Source organism: Halomonas sp. M4R1S46, from assembly GCF_025725685.1.
Lineage (GTDB): Bacteria > Pseudomonadota > Gammaproteobacteria > Pseudomonadales > Halomonadaceae > Halomonas.
This window is the reverse complement of the sequence record NZ_CP107008.1, coordinates 1,231,825-1,249,322: the sequence shown is the minus strand read 5'-3', so window position 1 is coordinate 1,249,322 and position 17,498 is coordinate 1,231,825. Positions and strand designations below refer to the sequence as shown.

Here is a 17,498-nt window from a genome sequence, read left to right as displayed (position 1 = left end):
GGGGACTGGCTCATGGCCGGATCACCTCCACTTCGTCGATCTCCGGCAGACGCATCTCCAGGCGCTGGGTGGCCAGGCGCTCGATGCGGGCCGGCGATGACCAGGCCCCCTCCTCGAGCAGCAGCTGGCCCCATTCGGTCTGCAGTTGCTGGTGCTCGCGTTCGAGTTGCTGCAGGCGAGCATACTGGTCGCGGGTGAGATGGCTGGTGGCGATCACCGCCAGCGCCGAGCCCAGGCACAGCACCAGCAGCACGCCGTTGCCGATCAGCGCGAGGCTGGGTCGCAGGCGCACCGGCCAGGCGAAGGCGGAGGTGGAGGCGTGTCGTCCCTGAGCCATGTCGAGCCTCAGTAGCGTTTGCGCGCCGCGCGCATCACCGCGCTGCGGGCGCGGGGGTTGGCCTCGACCTCCGCCGCGCCGGGCCGGCGCGCCTTGCCCAGGGCCTCGAGGCGGCGCTGGATCTGGTCGTCGCGCAGCGGCACGCCGCGTGGCAGGTGGGTATCGCCGCGCACGTGGTCGCGGATGAAGCGCTTGACGCGACGATCCTCCAGGGAATGGAAGCTGATCACCACCAGGTGGCCGCCCGGGGACAGGGCCTCCAGGGCCGCCGCCAGGGCGGCGTCGAGCTGCTCCAGCTCGCCGTTGACCTGGATGCGCAGCGCCTGGAAGGCCCGGGTCGCCGGGTGCTTGCCCTTCTCCCAGGCGGGATGGGCGGCCTTGATCACTTCGGCGAGATCCGCGGTGCGGGTGAAGGGCCGCTCGCCGCGGCGCGCGACGATGGCTCGCGCCAGTCGGCGGGCGAAGCGCTCCTCGCCATAGGCCTTGAAGACCCGGGCGATCTCGCCCTCGTCGGCCCGGGCGAGCCAGGCCGCGGCGCTCTCGCCCCGGGTCGGGTCCATGCGCATGTCGAGCGGGCCATCGCGCAGGAAGCTGAACCCGCGCTCCGGATCATCCAACTGAGGCGAGGAGACCCCGACATCGAGCAGCACCCCGGCGAGCCGGCCGTGAAGCTCGTGATGGCGGGCAAAGTCCCCCAGGCGAGCGAAGTCGCCCCGCTCGATGGCGAAGCGGGGATCGCTGATGGCCGCCGCCTCGGCGATGGCCTGGGGATCGCGATCGATGGCCAGCAGGCGTCCCTCGGGCGCCAGGCGTTCGAGGATCGCCCGGGAGTGGCCACCGCGGCCGAAGGTGCCATCGAGATAGGCACCGGCCGGATCATGGATCAAGGCGTCGACCGCGCCATCGAGCAGCACGCTGGCATGGCGAAAACCGCGGACGGGTTGTTCGGGAGCGGATGACGACATGCACTTCTCGTTGGCGGCTGGTAGGGACCGTGCGCGACGGCGAAACAGGCAGAAGATGGGGGAGTCGGCCGATAAGCCGGGTTCTGTCGAGGACAGTCATTCCTCTAGGGACGACGTCACCGTCGTCCTCAAGCAACCTACCCGAACCCAACGCGGGCCACGCCATGGGGTTCCTATTTGGTCTTGCTCCGAGTGGGGTTTACCGTGCCACGCACTGTTGCCAGGCGCGCGGTGCGCTCTTACCGCACCCTTTCACCCTTACCGGCCTCCCGGGGGAGACGTAGGCGGTCTGCTCTCTGCTGCACTTTCCGTCGGCTCGCGCCGCCCAGGCGTTACCTGGCACTCTGCCCTGTGGAGCCCGGACTTTCCTCCCCTGCCCCGATCCGAGAATCGGGTGCAGCGGCGACTGCCTGGCCAACTCCCGCGGCAAGCATACCAGCGCCCCGCCCCCCTCTCAATCCCCGTCCTTGAGCGCCTGGGCCCTGGCGTACCAGGCCTTCTTGGCGCCGCCCAGGGTGCGGGCCGCCACCGCGGCGGCCTGCTTGACCCCGACGCCCTCGGCCAGCAGGGCCGCGAGCAGTGCGTCGGCCTCGATGGCCGCGGCCTCGCCGGCCTGGCGCGGCGCGGCCCCGGCCACCATGACCACGAACTCGCCGCGGGCCTGGTCCGGGTCCTCCGCGAGGCGCTCCAGCAGCGCCTGGGCGCTGCCCTCCAGAAAGGTCTCGAAGGTCTTGGTCAGTTCCCGGGCCAGCACCACCCGACGTGCCCCGAGGGTGGCGGCCAGATCGGCCAGGGTGTCGCGGATGCGGTGCGGGGACTCGTAGAACACCAGGGTCTCGTCGCGCTCGGCCAGGGCCTCGAGGCGCGCCCGTCGCGCGCCGCCCCTGGCGGGCAGGAAGCCGCTGAACAGGAAGCGGTCGGTGGGCAGCCCGGCCGCGGACAGCGCCGCCACCAGGGCGCAGGCCCCGGGCACCGGCACGACGCGTCGCCCCCGGGCCCTCAGCTCGCGCACCAGCACGAAGCCGGGGTCGCTGATCAGCGGGGTGCCGGCGTCACTGACCAGGGCCACGGCCTCGCCGGCGACCAGCCGGGCATCGAGCCGGTCGACCCGGGCGGCCTCATTGTGCTCATGCAGCGAGAGCATGGCCGGCGCGATGCCCAGGTGACGCAGCAGGCGGGCCGTATGACGAGTGTCCTCGGCAGCCACCAAGGCAACCTCGCCGAGCACCCGGGCGGCCCGGGGGCTCAGGTCATCCAGATTCCCAATCGGCGTGGCGACCACGTACAATACCCCTTCATCGGCGTCTGACATTTCGGCTCCCTGGGATGCATTCCGGACATGAGGACAAGGAAGGATTCATGAAGATCTCGTCTCGCGGCCCCCTGGCCGCCGCACTCCTGGCGCTGCTTGTCGCCGGCTGCACCCTGCAGCCCGGCATCACCCAGCGCGCGCCCGCCGGCGATCCGGACCAGCTGCTTCAGCAGGCCGAGCAGCAGGCCCCCGAGCAGGCCGCCCTGTCCCGGCTCGAGGCGGCGGACATCCTAGCACGCCAGGGACGCCGCCCCCAGGCGCTGGAGGTCGCCAAGGACCTCGACGACGCGCGCCTGCCGGCCGAGGCCCGCCGCCGCTGGGCCCTGCTGCTTTCCGACCTCGGCGAGACCGAGGGCGACCCCTGGGCGGTGATCCAGGCCGCCCAGCTCCTCGACGAGGCCGAGCTGCCCCGGGAGGCGGCCAACCTGCTGCGCGAGCGCCAGGGCCGCGCCCTCGGCCAGGTCGACGAGCCCCAGGCCGCGGCGCGGGTGCTGATGCGCCTGCAGGCGGCCACCGACCGCCGGGACCTCAACGACCCGATCTGGGAGCAACTCTCGCGGCTCTCCCCCGGCGACGTCGCCGAGCTGCGCGAAGGTGCCGACGAGGCGACCCTCGCCTGGCTGGAGCTGGCCGACCTGGTGCGCAGCAGCAGCGGCGACATCGAGCGCCTCTTCACCCGCCTCGACGACTGGCGGGGCCGCTACCCCGAGCACCCGGCCGCGCGCCGCCTGCCCGCGGACATCCTCGCCCTGCGTGAGCTGCGCGGGCGCGACGTCAGCCATATCGCGGTCTTCCTGCCCGAGTCCGGCCCCCTGGCCGGCGTCGCCGACGCCATCGAGGAGGGCCTGCGCGCCCACCACCTGAGTGCCGTGAACGGCGGCGCCAGCGGCACCCGGCTGACGTTCTTCGACTCCGCCCGGGGGGACCTCGACGCCCTCTACCGGGAGGCCCGGAACCGCGGCGCCCAGGTGGTGGTGGGACCGCTGGACAAGGATGCCGTCAGCGCCCTCGAGCGCCGCGACCGGGTGCCCATGCCGACGCTCGCGCTCAACTACGGCGAGGCCGAACGCAATGGCGCCGAGGGGCTCTTCCAGTACGGCCTCTCCGCCGAGGACGAGGCCCGCCAGGTGGCCGCCCGCGCCCGTCTCGACGGGCACCGCACGGCCTCGCTGCTGGTGCCGGACAATGCCTGGGGCCGGCGGGTCGGCGAAGCCTTCGCGACGGCCTGGCAGGACCGCGACGGCGACATCGCCAACGCCGTGCGCTACAACCCCGGCATGCCGGCCACCGAGAGCACGCGCCGCGCCCTGGGCGCGAACCGGGCCGACCTGCTCTTCCTGCTCGCCCTGCCCGACTACGCCCGCCAGGTACCGCCGACCATCGACTACTACGCCTATGAGCAGGGCCTGCCGGTGTACGCCACCTCGCACCTCTACGAGGGACGCCCGCAGCCGCGTCTGGACCAGGACCTCAATGGCGTGATGTTCGTCGACATCCCCTGGCAGATCCCGGACGCCGCCGCGGGCGGGGAAGACGCCCTGCCCTTCCTGGCGAGCTACCGCCAGCTGCGCGAGGAATCGGATCCGACGATGTTCCGGCTGATGGCCATGGGCGTGGACGCCTACGAGCTGGCCCGACGCCTGCCGCAGTTCCAGGCCATCCCGGGCAGCGAGCTGTTCGGCGCCACCGGCACCCTGAGCGCCGCGGACGACGGCCGCATCCACCGCAGCCTGCCCTGGGCCCGCTTCGTCGATGGCGTCCCCCAGCCGGTGCTCGGCTCACGACTGCTGGACGATGACCGGCCCCGCTGACGCCCGCGCCCGCGGGGCGCAGGTCGAGCGTCTCGCTGCCGACTGGCTGATGGCCCGCGGCCTCACCCTCGAGGCCAGCAACCAGCACGCCAAGGGCGGAGAACTCGACCTGGTGATGCGCGACGGCGAGACCCTGGTCTTCGTCGAGGTCCGCCACCGCGCCGACTGCCGCCATGGCCATCCCCTCGAGACCATCACGACGACCAAGCAGCGCCGCCTGATCCGGGCGGCGCGTTTTTATCTCCAGCGCAACCGGCTATCATGTGCCTGCCGCTTCGATGTGCTGGCCGTCACCGGCACGCCGCCCCGCCTCGAGTTCGACTGGGTGGCGGGCGCCTTCGAAGCGTTCTGACCGCCCAAGGACCAGGAAGCCAAGATGGATTTCCAGACCCGCATTCTCGGACACTTCAACGCCAGCATCGATACCAAGACCTACGCCAGCGAGGTGCTGCCGCCCTTCATCGAGGTGGCCAGCCAGATGATGGTGCAGAGCCTGGTCAACGAGGGGAAGATCCTGGCCTGCGGCAACGGCGGCAGCGCCGGCGACAGCCAGCACTTCTCGTCCGAGCTGCTCAATCGCTTCGAACGCGAACGCCCCAGTCTGCCGGCCCTGGCGCTGACCACCGATACCTCGACGCTGACCTCGATCGCCAACGACTACAGCTACAACGAGGTCTATTCGAAGCAGGTGCGCGCCCTGGGCCAGCCCGGTGACGTCCTGCTGGCGATCTCCACCAGCGGCAATTCCGGCAACGTCATCCAGGCCATCCAGGCCGCCCATGACCGCGAAATGACGGTGGTCGCCCTGACCGGCCGCGACGGCGGCAACATGGCCTCGCTACTGGGCCAGGATGACTGCGAGATCCGCGTGCCGGCGACCTCCACCGCCCGCATCCAGGAGGTGCACCTGCTGGTGATCCACTGCCTGTGCGACCTGATCGACGAACAACTCTTCGGCGCAAGCGAGTGATGTCATGTCCTACAAGTCCCTGTTGTTTACCCTGTCCCTCGGCCTGATGCTGGCCGTATCCGGCTGCACCTCCATGACCGCGGCCACGACCCCCGGCACCATTGAGGAGAACTATGGCGAGCGCACCCTGGGCACCCGGGTCGAGGACCAGAGCATCGAGACCAAGATCGGTCACAACCTCGGCCGCACCGATGCCCGGCTGAGCGACGCCCGCATCAACGTCGACAGCTTCAATGGCGTGGTGCTGCTGACCGGCCAGGTCCCCAGCCAGGAGCTCAAGAGCATGGCCGAACAGGTGGCGGGCCAGGTGCGCAACGTGCGCCGGGTCCACAACGAGCTGACCGTCGCCGCCAACCTGCCCGCCAGCCAGCGGCTCAGCGACACCTGGATCACCACCAAGATCCGCACCACGCTGGCCGCCAACGAGGCCATCGACGCCAGCCGGCTGCACATCGTGACGGAGAACGCCAGCGTCTACCTGATGGGGATCGTCAGCCGCGCGGAGGCCGACCGCATCGTCTCGGCGGTGTCCAACGCCGGCGGCATGCAGCGCATCGTCAAGGTCTTCGACTACCTGGACTGAGCCATGGCGACCGCGGTCGCCGACGCAAAGCAAACGGCAGGCCGGATGGCCTGCCGTTTCTCCTGGTACGAGGTGCGAGGCAGCGGACGCCGCGGGCGCCCGGCCTCGAGGCCTTCAAGAAGAAGGTCGGCAACCCGGCGAGGGCGGACGCCGCGGGCGCCCGGCCTCGAGGGTCACTTGACGACGCGCAGCGAGGGACGCCCCTTCCTGGCGGCCTCGCTGCGCTCGCCCTCCTCGGCATCACCGCCGGCCCCCTCGACGCCGGACAGCGCCGGACCGGTTTCCGCCTCGGGCGCGTCGGGCTCGGCCGCGGCCGGCATGACCGGCTCGTGACCGAAGACCATGCCCACACCGTTCTCGCGGGCATAGATCGCGATCAGCGCCTCCATGGGCACCATCACCTGCATCGGCTGCCCGCCGAAACGGGCGGAGAAGACGATGGCATCGTTCTCCAGGGACAGGTCGCGTACCGCGGTCACGCCGAGGTTGAGCACGATCTGGCCGTTCTGCACGAACTGCCGCGGCACCTCGACGCCCTCCTGCTCGGCGTCGACCACGATGTAGGGCGTCAGCTCGTTGTCCAGCAACCACTGGTACAGGGCCCGAGCGATATAGGGACGGCTCGACTGCATCGATTGACCCTCCTGGGTTGGGGCCCCGACGACGCCGGGGCTTGGCATTAAGGGATGATCAGGGGCGCATCTCGCGCTCGCCCTCGCTCAGCGCGGCCTTGAAGCCCTCGCGATCGAAGACCCGCTCCATGTAGCCCATCAGCGGCTTGACCTGCTTTTCCGGCAACTCGATGCCCAGCACCGGCATGCGCCAGAGGATCGGCGCCAGGCAGCAGTCGACCAGGGTGAACTCCTCGCTCATGAAGAACGGCATGTCCTCGAAGATCGGCGAGATGCCGATCAGGCTCTCGCGGAGCTCCTTGCGCGCCTTGTCGGCTTCCTTCTTGGGCCCCTGCTGGATCTGCTCGACCAGCGGGCACCACTCGCGCTCGATGCGATGCATCCACAGCCGGCTCTGGGCACGGGCCACGGGATACACCGGCAACAGCGGGGGATGCGGGAACCGCTCGTCCAGGTATTCCATCATCACCTTGGACTCGTAGAGCACCAGGTCGCGATCCAGCAGCGTGGGCACGCTGTTGTAGGGGTTGAGATCGGCGAGCTCCTCGGGGTGGCTCTCCTCGGTGACCTCGACGATGTCTACGGCCACGCCCTTCTCGGCGAGCACGATACGCACCCGATGACTGTAATGATCATCGCCCCCGGAGTAGAAGATCATCGACGACCGCTTGGCCACTACACCCATGAAACAATCCTCGCATCAATTCGTGCCGAGATGATAACACGACACCCCCCTCCCGGGGGCGCCGCGACCTTGCCCGTGACCGGGCACAGACCACAGGGGGCGCATGGCTCGCACCATGCGCCCCCGCACTCTCCGTCGAGGACGGATCAGTGGATATCGCGCCAGTACTCGCGCTTGAGCAGGTAGGCGATGACCCCGAAGATGAAGATGAAGATCAGCACCTTGGGACCCAGCGCCTGGGCCTGTAACTTGGAGGGTTCACCGACATAGGCGAGGAAGTTGGTCAGGTCGTAGACCGCCTCCTCGAACTCCTCGGGCTCCATCTGCCCCGGCTGGGTGACCTGCAGGGTCTCGCAGGACTGGTACTTGCCGGTCAGCGGGTCGAGTTCGGCGCCCTCGATCGGCTGATCGGAAGCCGCGCAGACCTTCTCCTGCACGCCCTGCAGCGGCTCCAGCACGTTGGGCATGGCCACCAGCGGGAAGACCTGGTTGTTCACGCCGGTGGGGCGCGACGGGTCCCGGTAGAAGCTGAGCAGGTAGGAGTAGACCCAGTCGGTCCCGCGCAGGCGGGCCTCGAGGGTCAGGTCGGGCGGCGGTGCGCCGAACCAGTTCTCGCCATCCTCGCTGCGCATGGCGTTGTGCATCTGGTCGTTGAAGCCGAGCTCTTCGGCGAAGATCAGGTTGTCCTCGACCAGGTCCTGGGGCATGCCCAGGTCCTCGGCGGCCCGCGAGAAGCGCTGATGCTCGAGGGAATGACAGCCCATGCAGTAGTTGACGAAGAGCTTCATGCCGTTCTGCAGCGACGCCTTGTCATGGAGATCCGGGTTCATCTCCTGCAGGTGCACGCCACCGCCGCCGGCGGCAAACCCGGCCATCGGCACCAGCGCGAAGAGCAGTGCGAACAGTTGCTTTTTCATTAGCCAGTCACCCTTTCCGGAACGGGTTTGGTCTTCTCCAGCCGGGTATAGAACGGCATCAGCAGGAAGAAGGCGAAATAGATGACGGTACACACCTGGGACAGCAGCGTGCGACCCTCGGTGACCGGCAGCACGCCCAGCACGCCGAGGATGACGAAGCTCACGGCGAACAGGGCCAGCATCACCCTGGAGAACCAGCCCTTGTAGCGCATGGAGCGCACCGGGCTGCGATCGAGCCAGGGCAGCACGAAGAGCACCGCGATGGCCGCGCCCATGCACACCACGCCGAGGAACTTGGCGTCGAGGCCGAACAGCGAGAAGGTGATCGCCCGGAGGATGGCGTAGAAGGGCGTGAAGTACCACACCGGCGCGATGTGATCCGGCGTCTTCAGCGGGTTGGCCGGCTCGAAGTTGGGCTTCTCGATGAAGTAGCCGCCGCCCTCGGGGAAGTAGAAGATCACCACGCTGAACACGAACAGGAAGACGGCGACGCCGAACAGATCCTTGACCGAGTAGTAGGGATGGAAGGGAATGCCGTCCAGCGGCTTGCCGGTCTCGTCCTTCTTCTTCTTGATGTCGATGCCGTCGGGGTTGTTGGAGCCGACCTCGTGCAGGGCGATGATGTGCAGCACCACCAGCGCCAGGATCACGATGGGCAGCGCCACCACGTGCAGGGCGAAGAAGCGGTTCAGGGTGATGCCGGAGATCAGGAAGTCGCCGCGCACCCATTGGGCCAGGTCCGGGCCGATGGCCGGGATGGCGGAGAACAGCGAGATGATCACCTGGGCGCCCCAGTAGGACATCTGGCCCCAGGGCAGCAGGTAGCCCATGAAGGCCTCGGCCATCAGCGCCAGGTAGATGGCCATGCCGAAGATCCACACCAGCTCGCGGGGCGCCTTGTAGGAGCCGTAGAGCAGGCCGCGGAACATGTGCAGGTACACCACCACGAAGAAGGCCGACGCGCCGGTGGTGTGCATGTAGCGGATCAGCCAGCCCCACTCCACGTCGCGCATGATGTACTCGACCGAGGCGAAGGCACCTTCCGCGGAGGGGTTGAAGCTCATGGTCAGCCAGACGCCGGTGAGGATCTGGTTGACCAGCACCAGCAGGGCCAGCGATCCGAAGAAGTACCAGAAGTTGAAGTTCTTCGGGGCGTAGTACTTGGACAGGTGCTCCTGCCACATCTGGGTGGCGGGGAAACGGTCGTCGACCCAGCGCATGAAGCCGCGCTCCGCCTTGGCCTTGTTCGGATTACCCATCAGGCAGTCTCCTCATCTTCGCCGACGACGATGACGCCATCGCTCTCGAAGCGATAGGGCGGCACCTCGAGGTTGATCGGGGCGGGCACGTTGCGGAACACCCGGCCCGCCAGGTCGAACCGCGACCCGTGGCAAGGGCAGAAGAAGCCGCCCGGCCAGTCGTCGACCCCGACACCCTCGGCATTGGGTTCCGGCTTGAACAGCGGCGAGCAGCCAAGATGGGTACAGATGCCGATGATCACGCCGATCTCGGGCTTGATGGAACGCAGGGGGCCGTCGGCGTAGCTCGGCTGCTGCGGCTCGGTGGACTCGGGATCGGCCAGCCGGTCGGCGCCGAGGGCCTCGGTGCGCTCGATCATCTCCGGCGTACGATTGAGGATCCAGATGGGTCGCCCGCGCCACTCGACGGTCATGCGCTGCCCGGGTTCGAGCTTGGACACGTCCGCCTTGACGGGGGCACCCGCCGCCCTTGCCCTGGCACTGGGCTGCCAGGAAGCCACAAAGGGGACCGCTACCCCGACAGCGCCCGCCGCACCTACGACGGTGGTCGCGCCCACGAGGAAACGGCGCCGCCCTTTGTTCACGCCGTTATCTGCCATCTTCAGGTTTCTCCCATCAGCTTACCCGCTGTTCCATCACGAGCTCCGGATGACCCGCGACCACGGATTTTGAAATGCGTTATATGGTAAAAAAACGGATCGTCCCGCACAAGGACAAGCCCCGGGCCCGGGGGCGAAACTTGGCGGCAAATACTTGACCCAGAACAAAAAAACGCCCAGGTCTGGGACCCGGGCGTTTTTTCGTCGTATAGACGTCCGTCTTAACGCTTGGAGAACTGCGGACGGCGACGTGCCTTGCGCAGGCCGATCTTCTTGCGCTCGACCTCACGGGCATCACGGGTGACGTACCCGGCTTCACGCAGCGGCTTGCGGAAGTCCTCGTTGTACTCCATCAGGGCACGGGTGATGCCGTGACGGATGGCGCCGGCCTGGGCACTGCCGCCGCCGCCCTTGACGGTGACGTAGACGTCGAACTGGCCGAGGGTCTCTGTCAGCTCGAGAGGCTGACGGACCACCATGCGACCGGTGACGCGACCGAAATACTCGTTGAGATCACGGCTGTTGACGGTGATCTTGCCGGTGCCCGGCTTCAGAAAGACGCGCGCGGTAGAGGTCTTGCGGCGCCCGGTTCCGTAATACTGCTGTGTCATGGCGAAGACTCCCTCAGATGTTCAGTTCTTGCGGCTGCTGGGCGGCGTGCGGATGCTCGGTGCCGGCGTAGACCTTGAGCTTGGAGTACATGGCACGACCCAGCGGGCCCTTCGGGAGCATGCCCTTGACCGCGGACTCGATGACGCGCTCGGGGGCGTGAGCGATCATCTTCTCGAAGTTCATGGAACGCAGGCCACCCGGATAGCCGGTGTGGCGATAGTAGTTCTTGGCGCTGGCCTTGTTGCCGGTGACCTTCACCTTCTCGGCATTGATCACGACGATGTAGTCGCCGGTATCGACATGCGGGGTGTATTCCGGCTTGTGCTTGCCACGCAGGCGGCGAGCGATCTCGGTGGCCAGACGGCCGAGCGTCTTGTCCGCAGCGTCGACGACGTACCAGTCGCGCTGGACGGACTGCGGTTTGGCAGTGAACGTCTTCATGGGTGAATCACCAAATCGATGTGTTGGGTCCTGCCGCCGGCGAGGACCATCCCTATTCTTCTTGGTTGCCGCCACGCGGGCGACAACGGTCGAGCGAGCGCGCATTCTACACGACCCGCCACCGGCAAGGCAATGCCGGCACGCGCAAGCTGGAAGCTGGAAGCTGGAAGCTGGAAGCTGGAAGCTGGAAGCTGGAAGCTGGAAGCTGGAAGCTGGAAGCTGGAAGGCAGGCTGAATCCGCCACCAAAGGCATCAAGGGTTTTCTTCCAGCTTAAAGCTTACGGCTTACAGCTCCCGGACGCAGTCCGGGTCAGGGCTTGTGCGGCAGCGCCAGATACTCGCGGGACTGCATCTCCTGCAGCCGCGACAGGGTGCGCTCGAATTCGAACCCCAGCCGCCCGTCCCGGTACAGCGACTCGGCCGGCGTCTCGGCGGACATCAGCAGCTTGACGCCGCGATCGTAGAACTCGTCGACCATGTTGATGAAGCGTCGCGCCTGGTCGTCGGTGGCCCCCCCCATGCGGGTGACGTTGGACACCAGCACGCTGTGATACTCCCGGGCCAGCTCGATGTAGTCGTTCTGGCTGCGCGGCCCATCGCAGAGCTCGGTGAACTCGAACCACACCACGTCGTCGTGGAGCCGGCGGGTATGCAGCACCCGGTGGTTGATCTCGATGGGCGCCCCCTCCTCGCCCTCGCTGCCGGCGATCTCGCGGAAGCTGCGCGCCAGTTCGGCCTCGGCCTCGGCGTCCAGGGGCGAATGGAAGATCTCGGCTCGCTCCAGGGCGCGCAGCCGGTAGTCGATGCCCGAATCCACGTTGACCACCTCGCAGTGACGCTCGAGCAGGTCGATGGCCGGCAGGAAACGCGCCCGCTGCAGGCCGTCCCTGTAGAGCTCGCCGGGCACGATGTTGGAGGTCGCCACCAGCACCACGCCGCGGGCGAAGAGCGCCTCGAGGAGGTTGGCCAGGATCATCGCGTCGGTGATGTCCTTGACGAAGAACTCGTCGAAGCAGATCACCCGGGCCTCGTCGGCGAACTTGTCGGCGACCAGCGTCAGGGGATTGCGCTCGCCCTTGTAGTGCTCGAGCTCGTTGTGCACCCGCTGCATGAAGCGGTGGAAGTGGGTGCGCATCTTCTCGGAAAAGGGCAGGGCCTCGAAGAAGGTGTCGACCAGGTAGGTCTTGCCGCGGCCGACCCCGCCCCAGAAGTAGAGCCCGGCCACTGGCGGCAGCGCCGGCTCGGCCGGGATCTCGCGCCGGCCGAACAGCCCGGCCACCCGCGACTTCAGCCCCCTGCCCTGGCTCGCGGCCCGCGGCCGCTCGCGGGGCATGGCCACCAGCTCGTCGAAGAGCCGCTGGAGATGCTCCACGGCCCGCTCCTGGGCCGGGTCATACTGGAAGTCGTCGCGCTCGAGGTCGGCGCGGTAGCGCGCCAGCGGCGAGGCCGGCCGGCGTTCATCGGGGGCATTCGGCGTCCTGTGGCGTTCGGTCTTCGGCATACCTGGCGACCTGTCCTCGGGTGGCATCGAAACCGGCATTATACGCGCCGCGAGGCCGCTTGGCATCGCCGGCCGGCCGTTGACCGCGCCGACGGCCTCGGCCCTATAATGGGCCGCCGGCCTCGCCCGGCCACCGGCACCGGACCGACGGCCGGGCCGTCCGACAGCTCAGGGAGACAGACGTGGAAGAAAGCAATATCAACTGGGTGCTGGCCATCGCCTGCCTGCTGGCCGGCGTGGGCATCGGCGCCCTGGGCTATCGCCTGCTCGACGCCGGCGCCGGCAATGTCCAGCGGCTCCGCCAGCGCCTCGCCGAACGCGACCGCCAGCTCGCCGAGCTGCGTGATGGCCTCGGCGAGCACCTCGAGCGCGTCGGCGCGCTCACCGAGGCGCTGAACCGTGACGGCCAGGCGCTGCACCGCGAGATGGCGGAAGCCAGCGCGACCCTGGGCGCGACCCCGCCACGCAAGCCGGACCTCACGCCGAGCGCCCCCCCGGACACGGGGGACGGCGAGGACAGCCCGGCGGCCCCCCGCGACTATGCCGATGGCAATCGCGGCACCCTCTCCGAAGACTTCGGCCTGAAACCCGGGGAGGCCAGCACGCCCCAGCCGCCCCGCTACTGAACGCCGACGGCGCCCCGGGGCGCCGTCTTGCGCGTCGCCCTCAGGCCGGGTTGTCGATATCCACGAAGCGATGCTCGACGGCGAAGGTCTCGGCCAGCCAGGCGCCCAGCGCCTGGACCCCGTAGCGTTCGGTGGCATGATGTCCCGCGGCGAGGTAATGAATCCCCATCTCGCGCGCCAGGTGGGTGGTCCGCTCGGAGATCTCGCCGGAGATGAAGGCGTCGGCGCCGGCCTCGGCGGCCTGCAGGATCATGTCCTGGGCGCCGCCGGTGCACCAGGCGACGCGACGCACCGCGCCGCCACCGGGGGCCTCCACCAGCAGCGGCGCCCGCGCCAGGCGCGCGCCGACATGGGCGGCCAGCTCGCCGGCGCTCATCGGTGCCGGCGGCGCGCCCCGCCAGAGCAGCCCCTCGCCCAGCTCGCCATCGACGCAGCCCTCGACCTCGAAGTCCAGCCGGCGCGCCAGGGCGGCATTGTTGCCCAGGGTCGCGTGGGCATCCAGCGGCAGATGATAGGCCAGCAGGCCGATGTCATGGGTCAGCAGGGTGGCTAGCCGGCGCCGCTTCATGCCGGTGATGTTGACCGGTTCGTTCTTCCAGAAATAGCCGTGGTGGACCAGCAGCAGGTCCGCCTGCCAGGCCACCGCCTCGTCGAGCAGGGCCTGGCAGGCCGTGACGCCGGTCATCACCCGACCGATGCGCTCGCGACCGCCAACCTGGAGGCCGTTGGCGGTGTAATCCTTGAAGCGTTCGGGGACCAGCAGCCGGTCACAGGCCGCCAGCAGTTCGTCGCAAGTCGTCATGTCGCCTCCGGGCGTGCTCGGGGATGCAATGTTACAATTCGCTCATTCTACCCGGCACCCTCCCGCCCTGCGACAACGCACCACCGAGAAGGAACCCCGCCGCATGCGACGCGCCCTCCCCTACCTCTGGCCCGCTCTGATCGGCCTGCTGGTGGCCATCGTGCTGCTTAATGCCTTTCCGCAGCTGCTGGGGCGCCGGGCCGTCCAGCCGAGCCCGCCCACCCCGGTCCCCGAGCAGCAGCCCCAAACCCCGGCACCGGAGCCGGTATCGCGGCCCTCCCCCGAGTTGCGCGAGGCCGCCCCGATGTCCCGCGACCAGGGACCGGTGAGCTATGCCGAGGCGGTGGAGCGGGCCGCCCCGGCGGTGGTCAACATCTACTCGTCGCGGGTCGTCGAGCAGGAGGGCCATCCGCTGATGTCGGACCCCTTCTTCCGCCAGTTCTATGGCGACGACATGCCCCGCCGGCAGCGGATGCTGTCGAGCCTCGGCTCCGGGGTCATCGTCAGCGATGACGGCTATGTCCTGACCAACCATCACGTGATCAGCGGCGCCGACCAGATCCGGGTGGCCCTGCGTGACGGGCGCGAGACCCTCGCCGAGGTGATCGGCACCGACCCGGAGAGCGACCTGGCGGTGCTGCGTATCGACCTCGACGACCTGCCGATCATCGAACTCACCGACTCCACCCGGGTGGCGGTGGGCGATGTCTCCCTGGCCATCGGCAATCCCTTCGGCGTGGGGCAGACCGTGACCATGGGCATCATCAGCGCCACCGGGCGCAGCCACCTGGGACTCAACGCCTACGAGGACTTCATCCAGACCGATGCGGCCATCAACCCGGGCAACTCCGGCGGCGCCCTGATCAACCCCGAGGGCGCCCTGGTCGGCATCAACACCGCCATCTTTTCCCGCTCCGGCGGCTCCCAGGGCATCGGCTTCGCCATCCCTACCAACCTGGCCCGCAACATCCTCGAGGAGATCGTCACCCAGGGGCGGGTGATCCGCGGCTGGCTGGGCATCGAGGCCCAGGAGCTCAATCCCGAGCTCGCCGCCTCCTTCGGCCTCGAGGCCCCCACCGGAGTGATCATCGCCGGGGTGGTGCCGAAGGGCCCCGCCGACCAGGCCGGCCTGCAGGCCGGAGACGTGCTGCTCGAGGTCAACGGCCAGCCCATCCTCGACCCCCGCCAGACCATGAGCGAGATCGCCGCGGTGACACCGGGCAGCCAGCTGCCGGTGACGGTGGTGCGCGGCGGCGAGACCATGCGGGTGACCCTGGAGGTCGCCGAGCGCCCCACCCCGCGGCGACCCGCCACCACCGACACGCCCTGAGCCCCACCCCGTCCACAACGACCCCGGCCCCGTCACTGACGGGGCCGGGGGCATGGCGTTGCGGTCCGGTGCTCAGTCGCGGATACGGTACTCGGCGCTGCGCGCATGGGCGGTCAACGACTCGCCCCGGGCCAGCACCGAAGCGGTGGCCCCCAGAGTGGAGGCGCCCTCGGCCGAGCACTGGATCAGCGAGGAGCGCTTCTGGAAGTCGTAGACGCCGAGCGGCGAGGAGAAGCGGGCCGTGCCGGAGGTCGGCAGCACATGGTTGGGGCCGGCACAGTAGTCGCCCAGGGCCTCGGCGGTATAGCGGCCCATGAAGACGGCCCCGGCATGGCGCACCTCGGGCAGCCAGGCCTCGGGATCGGCCACCGAGAGCTCCAGGTGCTCCGGGGCGATGCGGTTGAGCAGCTCGACCGCCTCGCCACGGTCGCGGCAGTGGATCAGCGCGCCCCGGGCGGCCAGGGAGGCGCGAATCATGCCCTCGCGCTCCATGGTCGGCAACTGGCAGGCCATCGCCTCGGCGACCGCCTCCAGGTGCTCGGCGTCCCAGCTCACCAGGATCGCCTGGGCGTCCTCGTCATGCTCGGCCTGGGAGAACAGGTCCATGGCCAGCCAGTCCGGATCGGTGCCGCCGTCGGAGATGACCAGGATCTCCGAGGGACCAGCGATCATGTCGATCCCCACCTGGCCGAACACCGCCCGCTTGGCGGTGGCCACATAGATATTGCCGGGCCCGACGATCTTGTCGACCCGCGGCACCGTCTCGGTGCCGTAGGCCAGGGCGGCCACCGCCTGGGCCCCGCCGATGGTGAAGACATGATCGACGCCGGCCAGGTGGGCGGCGGCCAGCACCAGCTCATTGAGCACGCCATCGGGGGTCGGCACCACCATGACGATCTCGCGCACCCCGGCCACGTGGGCCGGCAGGGCGTTCATCAGCACCGAGGACGGATAGGCGGCCTTGCCGCCGGGCACATAGATACCGGCCCGGTCCAGCGGGGTAACCTGCTGGCCGAGCACGGTGCCGTCGGCCTCGGTGTACTGCCAGGATGCGGGCTTCTGGTGTTCGTGGTAGCGGCGCACCCGCTCGGCGGCGGTGGACAATGCCTGGCGCTGGGCCTCGGGCAGGCCCTCGAAGGCCTCGCGCAGGCGCGCCGGCCCCAGGGTCAACTCCGCCATGCTCGACGCCGAGAGGCGGTCGAAGCGGTTGCTGTATTCGATCAGGGCGGCATCGCCGCGGGCCTTCACCGCGGTCAGGATCTCGTCGACGCGACCCTGGACCTCGCCGCTGGAGACGCCCTCCCAGGCTAGCAGGGCATCGAGGCGAGCGACGAAGTCATCATCCGCGGTGGAGAGCCTGGCGAGCTCGAGGCCGGCGGCGGAAGAGTCAGTCATGGCCATAGGATCCTCTCGCAAGGAATGGAATCGGGGCGGGCCCGCCCGCCACTAGGCGGTGGCCTCGCTGCGGCGGCCTTCCACGGCCTCGCGCAGGCGATGGATAAGGGGCTTCAGCCGCGCGTGCTTCATGGTCATCGCGGCCTTGTTGACCACCAGCCGGGTGCTGATCGGAGCAATCAGCTCGCGGGGCTCCATGCCGTTGGCCCGCAGGGTGTTGCCGGTGTCGACGATATCGACGATCTCGTCGGCTAGGTTCATCAACGGGGCCAGCTCCATGGCGCCGTAAAGCTTGATCACCTCGGCCTGGATGCCCTGCTCGGCATAGTAGCGCTTGGCCACGTTGACGAACTTGGTGGCCACCCGGCGCCGCGCCCGGGCCGGCTCGGCGCCGGTGATGCCCGCGGTCATCAGCTTGCAGCGGGCGATCTCCAGGTCCAGCGGCTCGTAGAGCCCCTCCGCGCCGTGCTCCAGCAGCACGTCCTTGCCGGCCACGCCCACGTCGGCGGCGCCGAGCTGGACATAGGTGGGCACATCCGTGGCGCGGATGACCACCAGCTTGACGTCCGGCAGGTTGGTGTCGAACAGCAGCTTGCGGCTGGCGCCCAGGTCCTCGGCGGGGGCGATCCCCGCCTCGGCCAGCAGCGGCAGGGTCTCGTCGAGAATACGGCCCTTGGAGAGGGCCAGAATCAGTTGCTTGCTCATGATCTCGCCTGTTGTC

General features: G+C 68.9%; 21 protein-coding genes and 1 other RNA gene. 7 read left to right on the top strand and 15 right to left on the bottom strand.

Annotation, left to right across the window (positions count from 1 at the left end; all coding sequences use genetic code 11):
• Positions 1–10: 10 nt before the first annotated feature.
• From ftsL to rsmI, 4 genes are all read right to left on the bottom strand, one after another.
• A complete protein-coding gene (gene ftsL / locus OCT48_RS05950) occupies positions 11–337 on the bottom strand; it encodes a cell division protein FtsL (protein WP_263591791.1) in 327 nt (108 codons plus the stop codon).
• Between the two features lie 8 nt (positions 338–345).
• Positions 346–1,302 carry a 16S rRNA (cytosine(1402)-N(4))-methyltransferase RsmH gene (rsmH, locus tag OCT48_RS05945; RefSeq protein ID WP_263591790.1) on the bottom strand — a complete coding sequence of 319 codons (957 nt, stop codon included), beginning with the start codon at positions 1,300–1,302 and terminating at the stop codon, positions 346–348.
• A 56-nt stretch (positions 1,303–1,358) separates the two neighbouring features.
• An RNA gene (gene rnpB, locus OCT48_RS05940) (RNase P RNA component class A) lies at positions 1,359–1,724 on the bottom strand.
• A gap of 32 nt (positions 1,725–1,756) precedes the next feature.
• Positions 1,757–2,614: a 16S rRNA (cytidine(1402)-2'-O)-methyltransferase gene (gene rsmI, locus OCT48_RS05935; RefSeq protein WP_263591789.1), complete on the bottom strand. Its 858-nt coding sequence runs from the start codon at positions 2,612–2,614 to the stop codon at positions 1,757–1,759.
• Positions 2,615–2,661: 47 nt separating this feature from the next.
• Here rsmI and OCT48_RS05930 point away from each other — a divergent pair, with 47 nt between their 5' ends.
• Genes OCT48_RS05930 through OCT48_RS05915 form a run of 4 tightly spaced genes read left to right on the top strand, consistent with a single transcriptional unit; the run spans position 2,662 to position 5,978 of the window.
• A complete protein-coding gene (locus OCT48_RS05930; protein WP_263591788.1) occupies positions 2,662–4,425 on the top strand; it encodes a penicillin-binding protein activator in 1,764 nt (587 codons plus the stop codon).
• The gene (locus OCT48_RS05925) at positions 4,409–4,777 is read left to right on the top strand and encodes a YraN family protein (protein ID WP_263591787.1); all 369 of its coding nucleotides are present in this window, start codon (positions 4,409–4,411) and stop codon (positions 4,775–4,777) included. The genes OCT48_RS05930 and OCT48_RS05925 overlap by 17 nt, the downstream gene beginning before the upstream one ends.
• A 24-nt stretch (positions 4,778–4,801) precedes the next feature.
• The gene (locus OCT48_RS05920; protein WP_126481554.1) at positions 4,802–5,395 is read left to right on the top strand and encodes a phosphoheptose isomerase; all 594 of its coding nucleotides are present in this window, start codon (positions 4,802–4,804) and stop codon (positions 5,393–5,395) included.
• A 4-nt stretch (positions 5,396–5,399) separates the two neighbouring features.
• Positions 5,400–5,978, top strand: a complete 579-nt coding sequence (locus tag OCT48_RS05915) for a BON domain-containing protein (protein WP_263591786.1) — start codon at positions 5,400–5,402, stop codon at positions 5,976–5,978.
• 173 nt (positions 5,979–6,151) lie between these two features.
• On the opposite strand, the gene OCT48_RS05910 is transcribed toward OCT48_RS05915, so the two are convergent.
• The 7 genes from OCT48_RS05910 to rplM form a co-directional block, all read right to left on the bottom strand.
• The gene (locus OCT48_RS05910; RefSeq protein ID WP_263591785.1) at positions 6,152–6,610 is read right to left on the bottom strand and encodes a ClpXP protease specificity-enhancing factor; all 459 of its coding nucleotides are present in this window, start codon (positions 6,608–6,610) and stop codon (positions 6,152–6,154) included.
• Positions 6,611–6,668: 58 nt separating this feature from the next.
• On the bottom strand, positions 6,669–7,295 hold the full coding sequence (sspA, locus tag OCT48_RS05905) for a stringent starvation protein SspA (protein ID WP_263591784.1): 627 nt from the start codon (positions 7,293–7,295) through the stop codon (positions 6,669–6,671).
• Between the two features lie 146 nt (positions 7,296–7,441).
• Positions 7,442–8,212 carry a cytochrome c1 gene (locus OCT48_RS05900; protein ID WP_263591783.1) on the bottom strand — a complete coding sequence of 257 codons (771 nt, stop codon included), beginning with the start codon at positions 8,210–8,212 and terminating at the stop codon, positions 7,442–7,444.
• Positions 8,212–9,471 carry a cytochrome b gene (locus tag OCT48_RS05895; protein WP_263591782.1) on the bottom strand — a complete coding sequence of 420 codons (1,260 nt, stop codon included), beginning with the start codon at positions 9,469–9,471 and terminating at the stop codon, positions 8,212–8,214. The genes OCT48_RS05900 and OCT48_RS05895 overlap by 1 nt, the downstream gene beginning before the upstream one ends.
• Positions 9,471–10,070, bottom strand: a complete 600-nt coding sequence (gene petA, locus OCT48_RS05890; RefSeq protein WP_263591781.1) for a ubiquinol-cytochrome c reductase iron-sulfur subunit — start codon at positions 10,068–10,070, stop codon at positions 9,471–9,473. The genes OCT48_RS05895 and petA overlap by 1 nt, the downstream gene beginning before the upstream one ends.
• 221 nt (positions 10,071–10,291) lie before the next feature.
• On the bottom strand, positions 10,292–10,681 hold the full coding sequence (rpsI, locus tag OCT48_RS05885) for a 30S ribosomal protein S9 (protein WP_126481568.1): 390 nt from the start codon (positions 10,679–10,681) through the stop codon (positions 10,292–10,294).
• A 13-nt stretch (positions 10,682–10,694) separates the two neighbouring features.
• Positions 10,695–11,123 carry a 50S ribosomal protein L13 gene (gene rplM / locus OCT48_RS05880; protein WP_097788653.1) on the bottom strand — a complete coding sequence of 143 codons (429 nt, stop codon included), beginning with the start codon at positions 11,121–11,123 and terminating at the stop codon, positions 10,695–10,697.
• A gap of 2 nt (positions 11,124–11,125) precedes the next feature.
• On the opposite strand from rplM, the gene OCT48_RS05875 reads away from it, so the two are divergent.
• Positions 11,126–11,398, top strand: a complete 273-nt coding sequence (locus OCT48_RS05875) for a hypothetical protein (protein WP_263591780.1) — start codon at positions 11,126–11,128, stop codon at positions 11,396–11,398.
• 35 nt (positions 11,399–11,433) lie between these two features.
• On the opposite strand, the gene zapE is transcribed toward OCT48_RS05875, so the two are convergent.
• Positions 11,434–12,624 (bottom strand): cell division protein ZapE, encoded by a 1,191-nt coding sequence (gene zapE, locus OCT48_RS05870; protein ID WP_263591779.1) that lies wholly within the window; start codon positions 12,622–12,624, stop codon positions 11,434–11,436.
• A gap of 182 nt (positions 12,625–12,806) precedes the next feature.
• Between zapE and OCT48_RS05865 the strand changes: the two genes are divergently transcribed.
• Positions 12,807–13,250, top strand: a complete 444-nt coding sequence (locus tag OCT48_RS05865) for a YhcB family protein (protein ID WP_263591778.1) — start codon at positions 12,807–12,809, stop codon at positions 13,248–13,250.
• Positions 13,251–13,290: 40 nt separating this feature from the next.
• Here the strand turns inward: OCT48_RS05865 and OCT48_RS05860 are convergent, their stop codons facing one another.
• Positions 13,291–14,052 carry a Nif3-like dinuclear metal center hexameric protein gene (locus OCT48_RS05860; RefSeq protein ID WP_263591777.1) on the bottom strand — a complete coding sequence of 254 codons (762 nt, stop codon included), beginning with the start codon at positions 14,050–14,052 and terminating at the stop codon, positions 13,291–13,293.
• 103 nt (positions 14,053–14,155) lie between these two features.
• Here OCT48_RS05860 and OCT48_RS05855 point away from each other — a divergent pair, with 103 nt between their 5' ends.
• Positions 14,156–15,382, top strand: coding sequence for a Do family serine endopeptidase (locus OCT48_RS05855; RefSeq protein ID WP_263591776.1), 1,227 nt, complete (start codon positions 14,156–14,158; stop codon positions 15,380–15,382).
• Positions 15,383–15,454: 72 nt separating this feature from the next.
• On the opposite strand, the gene hisD is transcribed toward OCT48_RS05855, so the two are convergent.
• Positions 15,455–16,777: a histidinol dehydrogenase gene (gene hisD, locus OCT48_RS05850; RefSeq protein WP_263591775.1), complete on the bottom strand. Its 1,323-nt coding sequence runs from the start codon at positions 16,775–16,777 to the stop codon at positions 15,455–15,457.
• A gap of 51 nt (positions 16,778–16,828) precedes the next feature.
• On the bottom strand, positions 16,829–17,482 hold the full coding sequence (gene hisG / locus OCT48_RS05845; RefSeq protein WP_263591774.1) for an ATP phosphoribosyltransferase: 654 nt from the start codon (positions 17,480–17,482) through the stop codon (positions 16,829–16,831).
• Positions 17,483–17,498: the final 16 nt, after the last annotated feature.

Excerpts from the sequence above, each read along its gene's own strand:
- hisD (WP_263591775.1), bottom strand. The coding sequence starts at position 16,777 with ATGACTGACTCTTCCGCCGCCGGCCTCGAGCTCGCCAGGCTCTCCACC.
- hisG (WP_263591774.1), bottom strand. The coding sequence starts at position 17,482 with ATGAGCAAGCAACTGATTCTGGCCCTCTCCAAGGGCCGTATTCTCGAC.
- sspA (WP_263591784.1), bottom strand. The coding sequence starts at position 7,295 with ATGGGTGTAGTGGCCAAGCGGTCGTCGATGATCTTCTACTCCGGGGGC.
- rsmI (WP_263591789.1), bottom strand. The coding sequence starts at position 2,614 with ATGTCAGACGCCGATGAAGGGGTATTGTACGTGGTCGCCACGCCGATT.
- rsmH (WP_263591790.1), bottom strand. The coding sequence starts at position 1,302 with ATGTCGTCATCCGCTCCCGAACAACCCGTCCGCGGTTTTCGCCATGCC.
- zapE (WP_263591779.1), bottom strand. The coding sequence starts at position 12,624 with ATGCCGAAGACCGAACGCCACAGGACGCCGAATGCCCCCGATGAACGC.
- OCT48_RS05920 (WP_126481554.1), top strand. The coding sequence starts at position 4,802 with ATGGATTTCCAGACCCGCATTCTCGGACACTTCAACGCCAGCATCGAT.
- OCT48_RS05895 (WP_263591782.1), bottom strand. The coding sequence starts at position 9,471 with ATGGGTAATCCGAACAAGGCCAAGGCGGAGCGCGGCTTCATGCGCTGG.
- OCT48_RS05910 (WP_263591785.1), bottom strand. The coding sequence starts at position 6,610 with ATGCAGTCGAGCCGTCCCTATATCGCTCGGGCCCTGTACCAGTGGTTG.
- petA (WP_263591781.1), bottom strand. The coding sequence starts at position 10,070 with ATGGCAGATAACGGCGTGAACAAAGGGCGGCGCCGTTTCCTCGTGGGC.
- ftsL (WP_263591791.1), bottom strand. The coding sequence starts at position 337 with ATGGCTCAGGGACGACACGCCTCCACCTCCGCCTTCGCCTGGCCGGTG.
- OCT48_RS05855 (WP_263591776.1), top strand. The coding sequence starts at position 14,156 with ATGCGACGCGCCCTCCCCTACCTCTGGCCCGCTCTGATCGGCCTGCTG.
- rplM (WP_097788653.1), bottom strand. The coding sequence starts at position 11,123 with ATGAAGACGTTCACTGCCAAACCGCAGTCCGTCCAGCGCGACTGGTAC.
- OCT48_RS05915 (WP_263591786.1), top strand. The coding sequence starts at position 5,400 with ATGTCCTACAAGTCCCTGTTGTTTACCCTGTCCCTCGGCCTGATGCTG.
- rpsI (WP_126481568.1), bottom strand. The coding sequence starts at position 10,681 with ATGACACAGCAGTATTACGGAACCGGGCGCCGCAAGACCTCTACCGCG.
- OCT48_RS05925 (WP_263591787.1), top strand. The coding sequence starts at position 4,409 with ATGACCGGCCCCGCTGACGCCCGCGCCCGCGGGGCGCAGGTCGAGCGT.
- OCT48_RS05900 (WP_263591783.1), bottom strand. The coding sequence starts at position 8,212 with ATGAAAAAGCAACTGTTCGCACTGCTCTTCGCGCTGGTGCCGATGGCC.
- OCT48_RS05860 (WP_263591777.1), bottom strand. The coding sequence starts at position 14,052 with ATGACGACTTGCGACGAACTGCTGGCGGCCTGTGACCGGCTGCTGGTC.
- OCT48_RS05930 (WP_263591788.1), top strand. The coding sequence starts at position 2,662 with ATGAAGATCTCGTCTCGCGGCCCCCTGGCCGCCGCACTCCTGGCGCTG.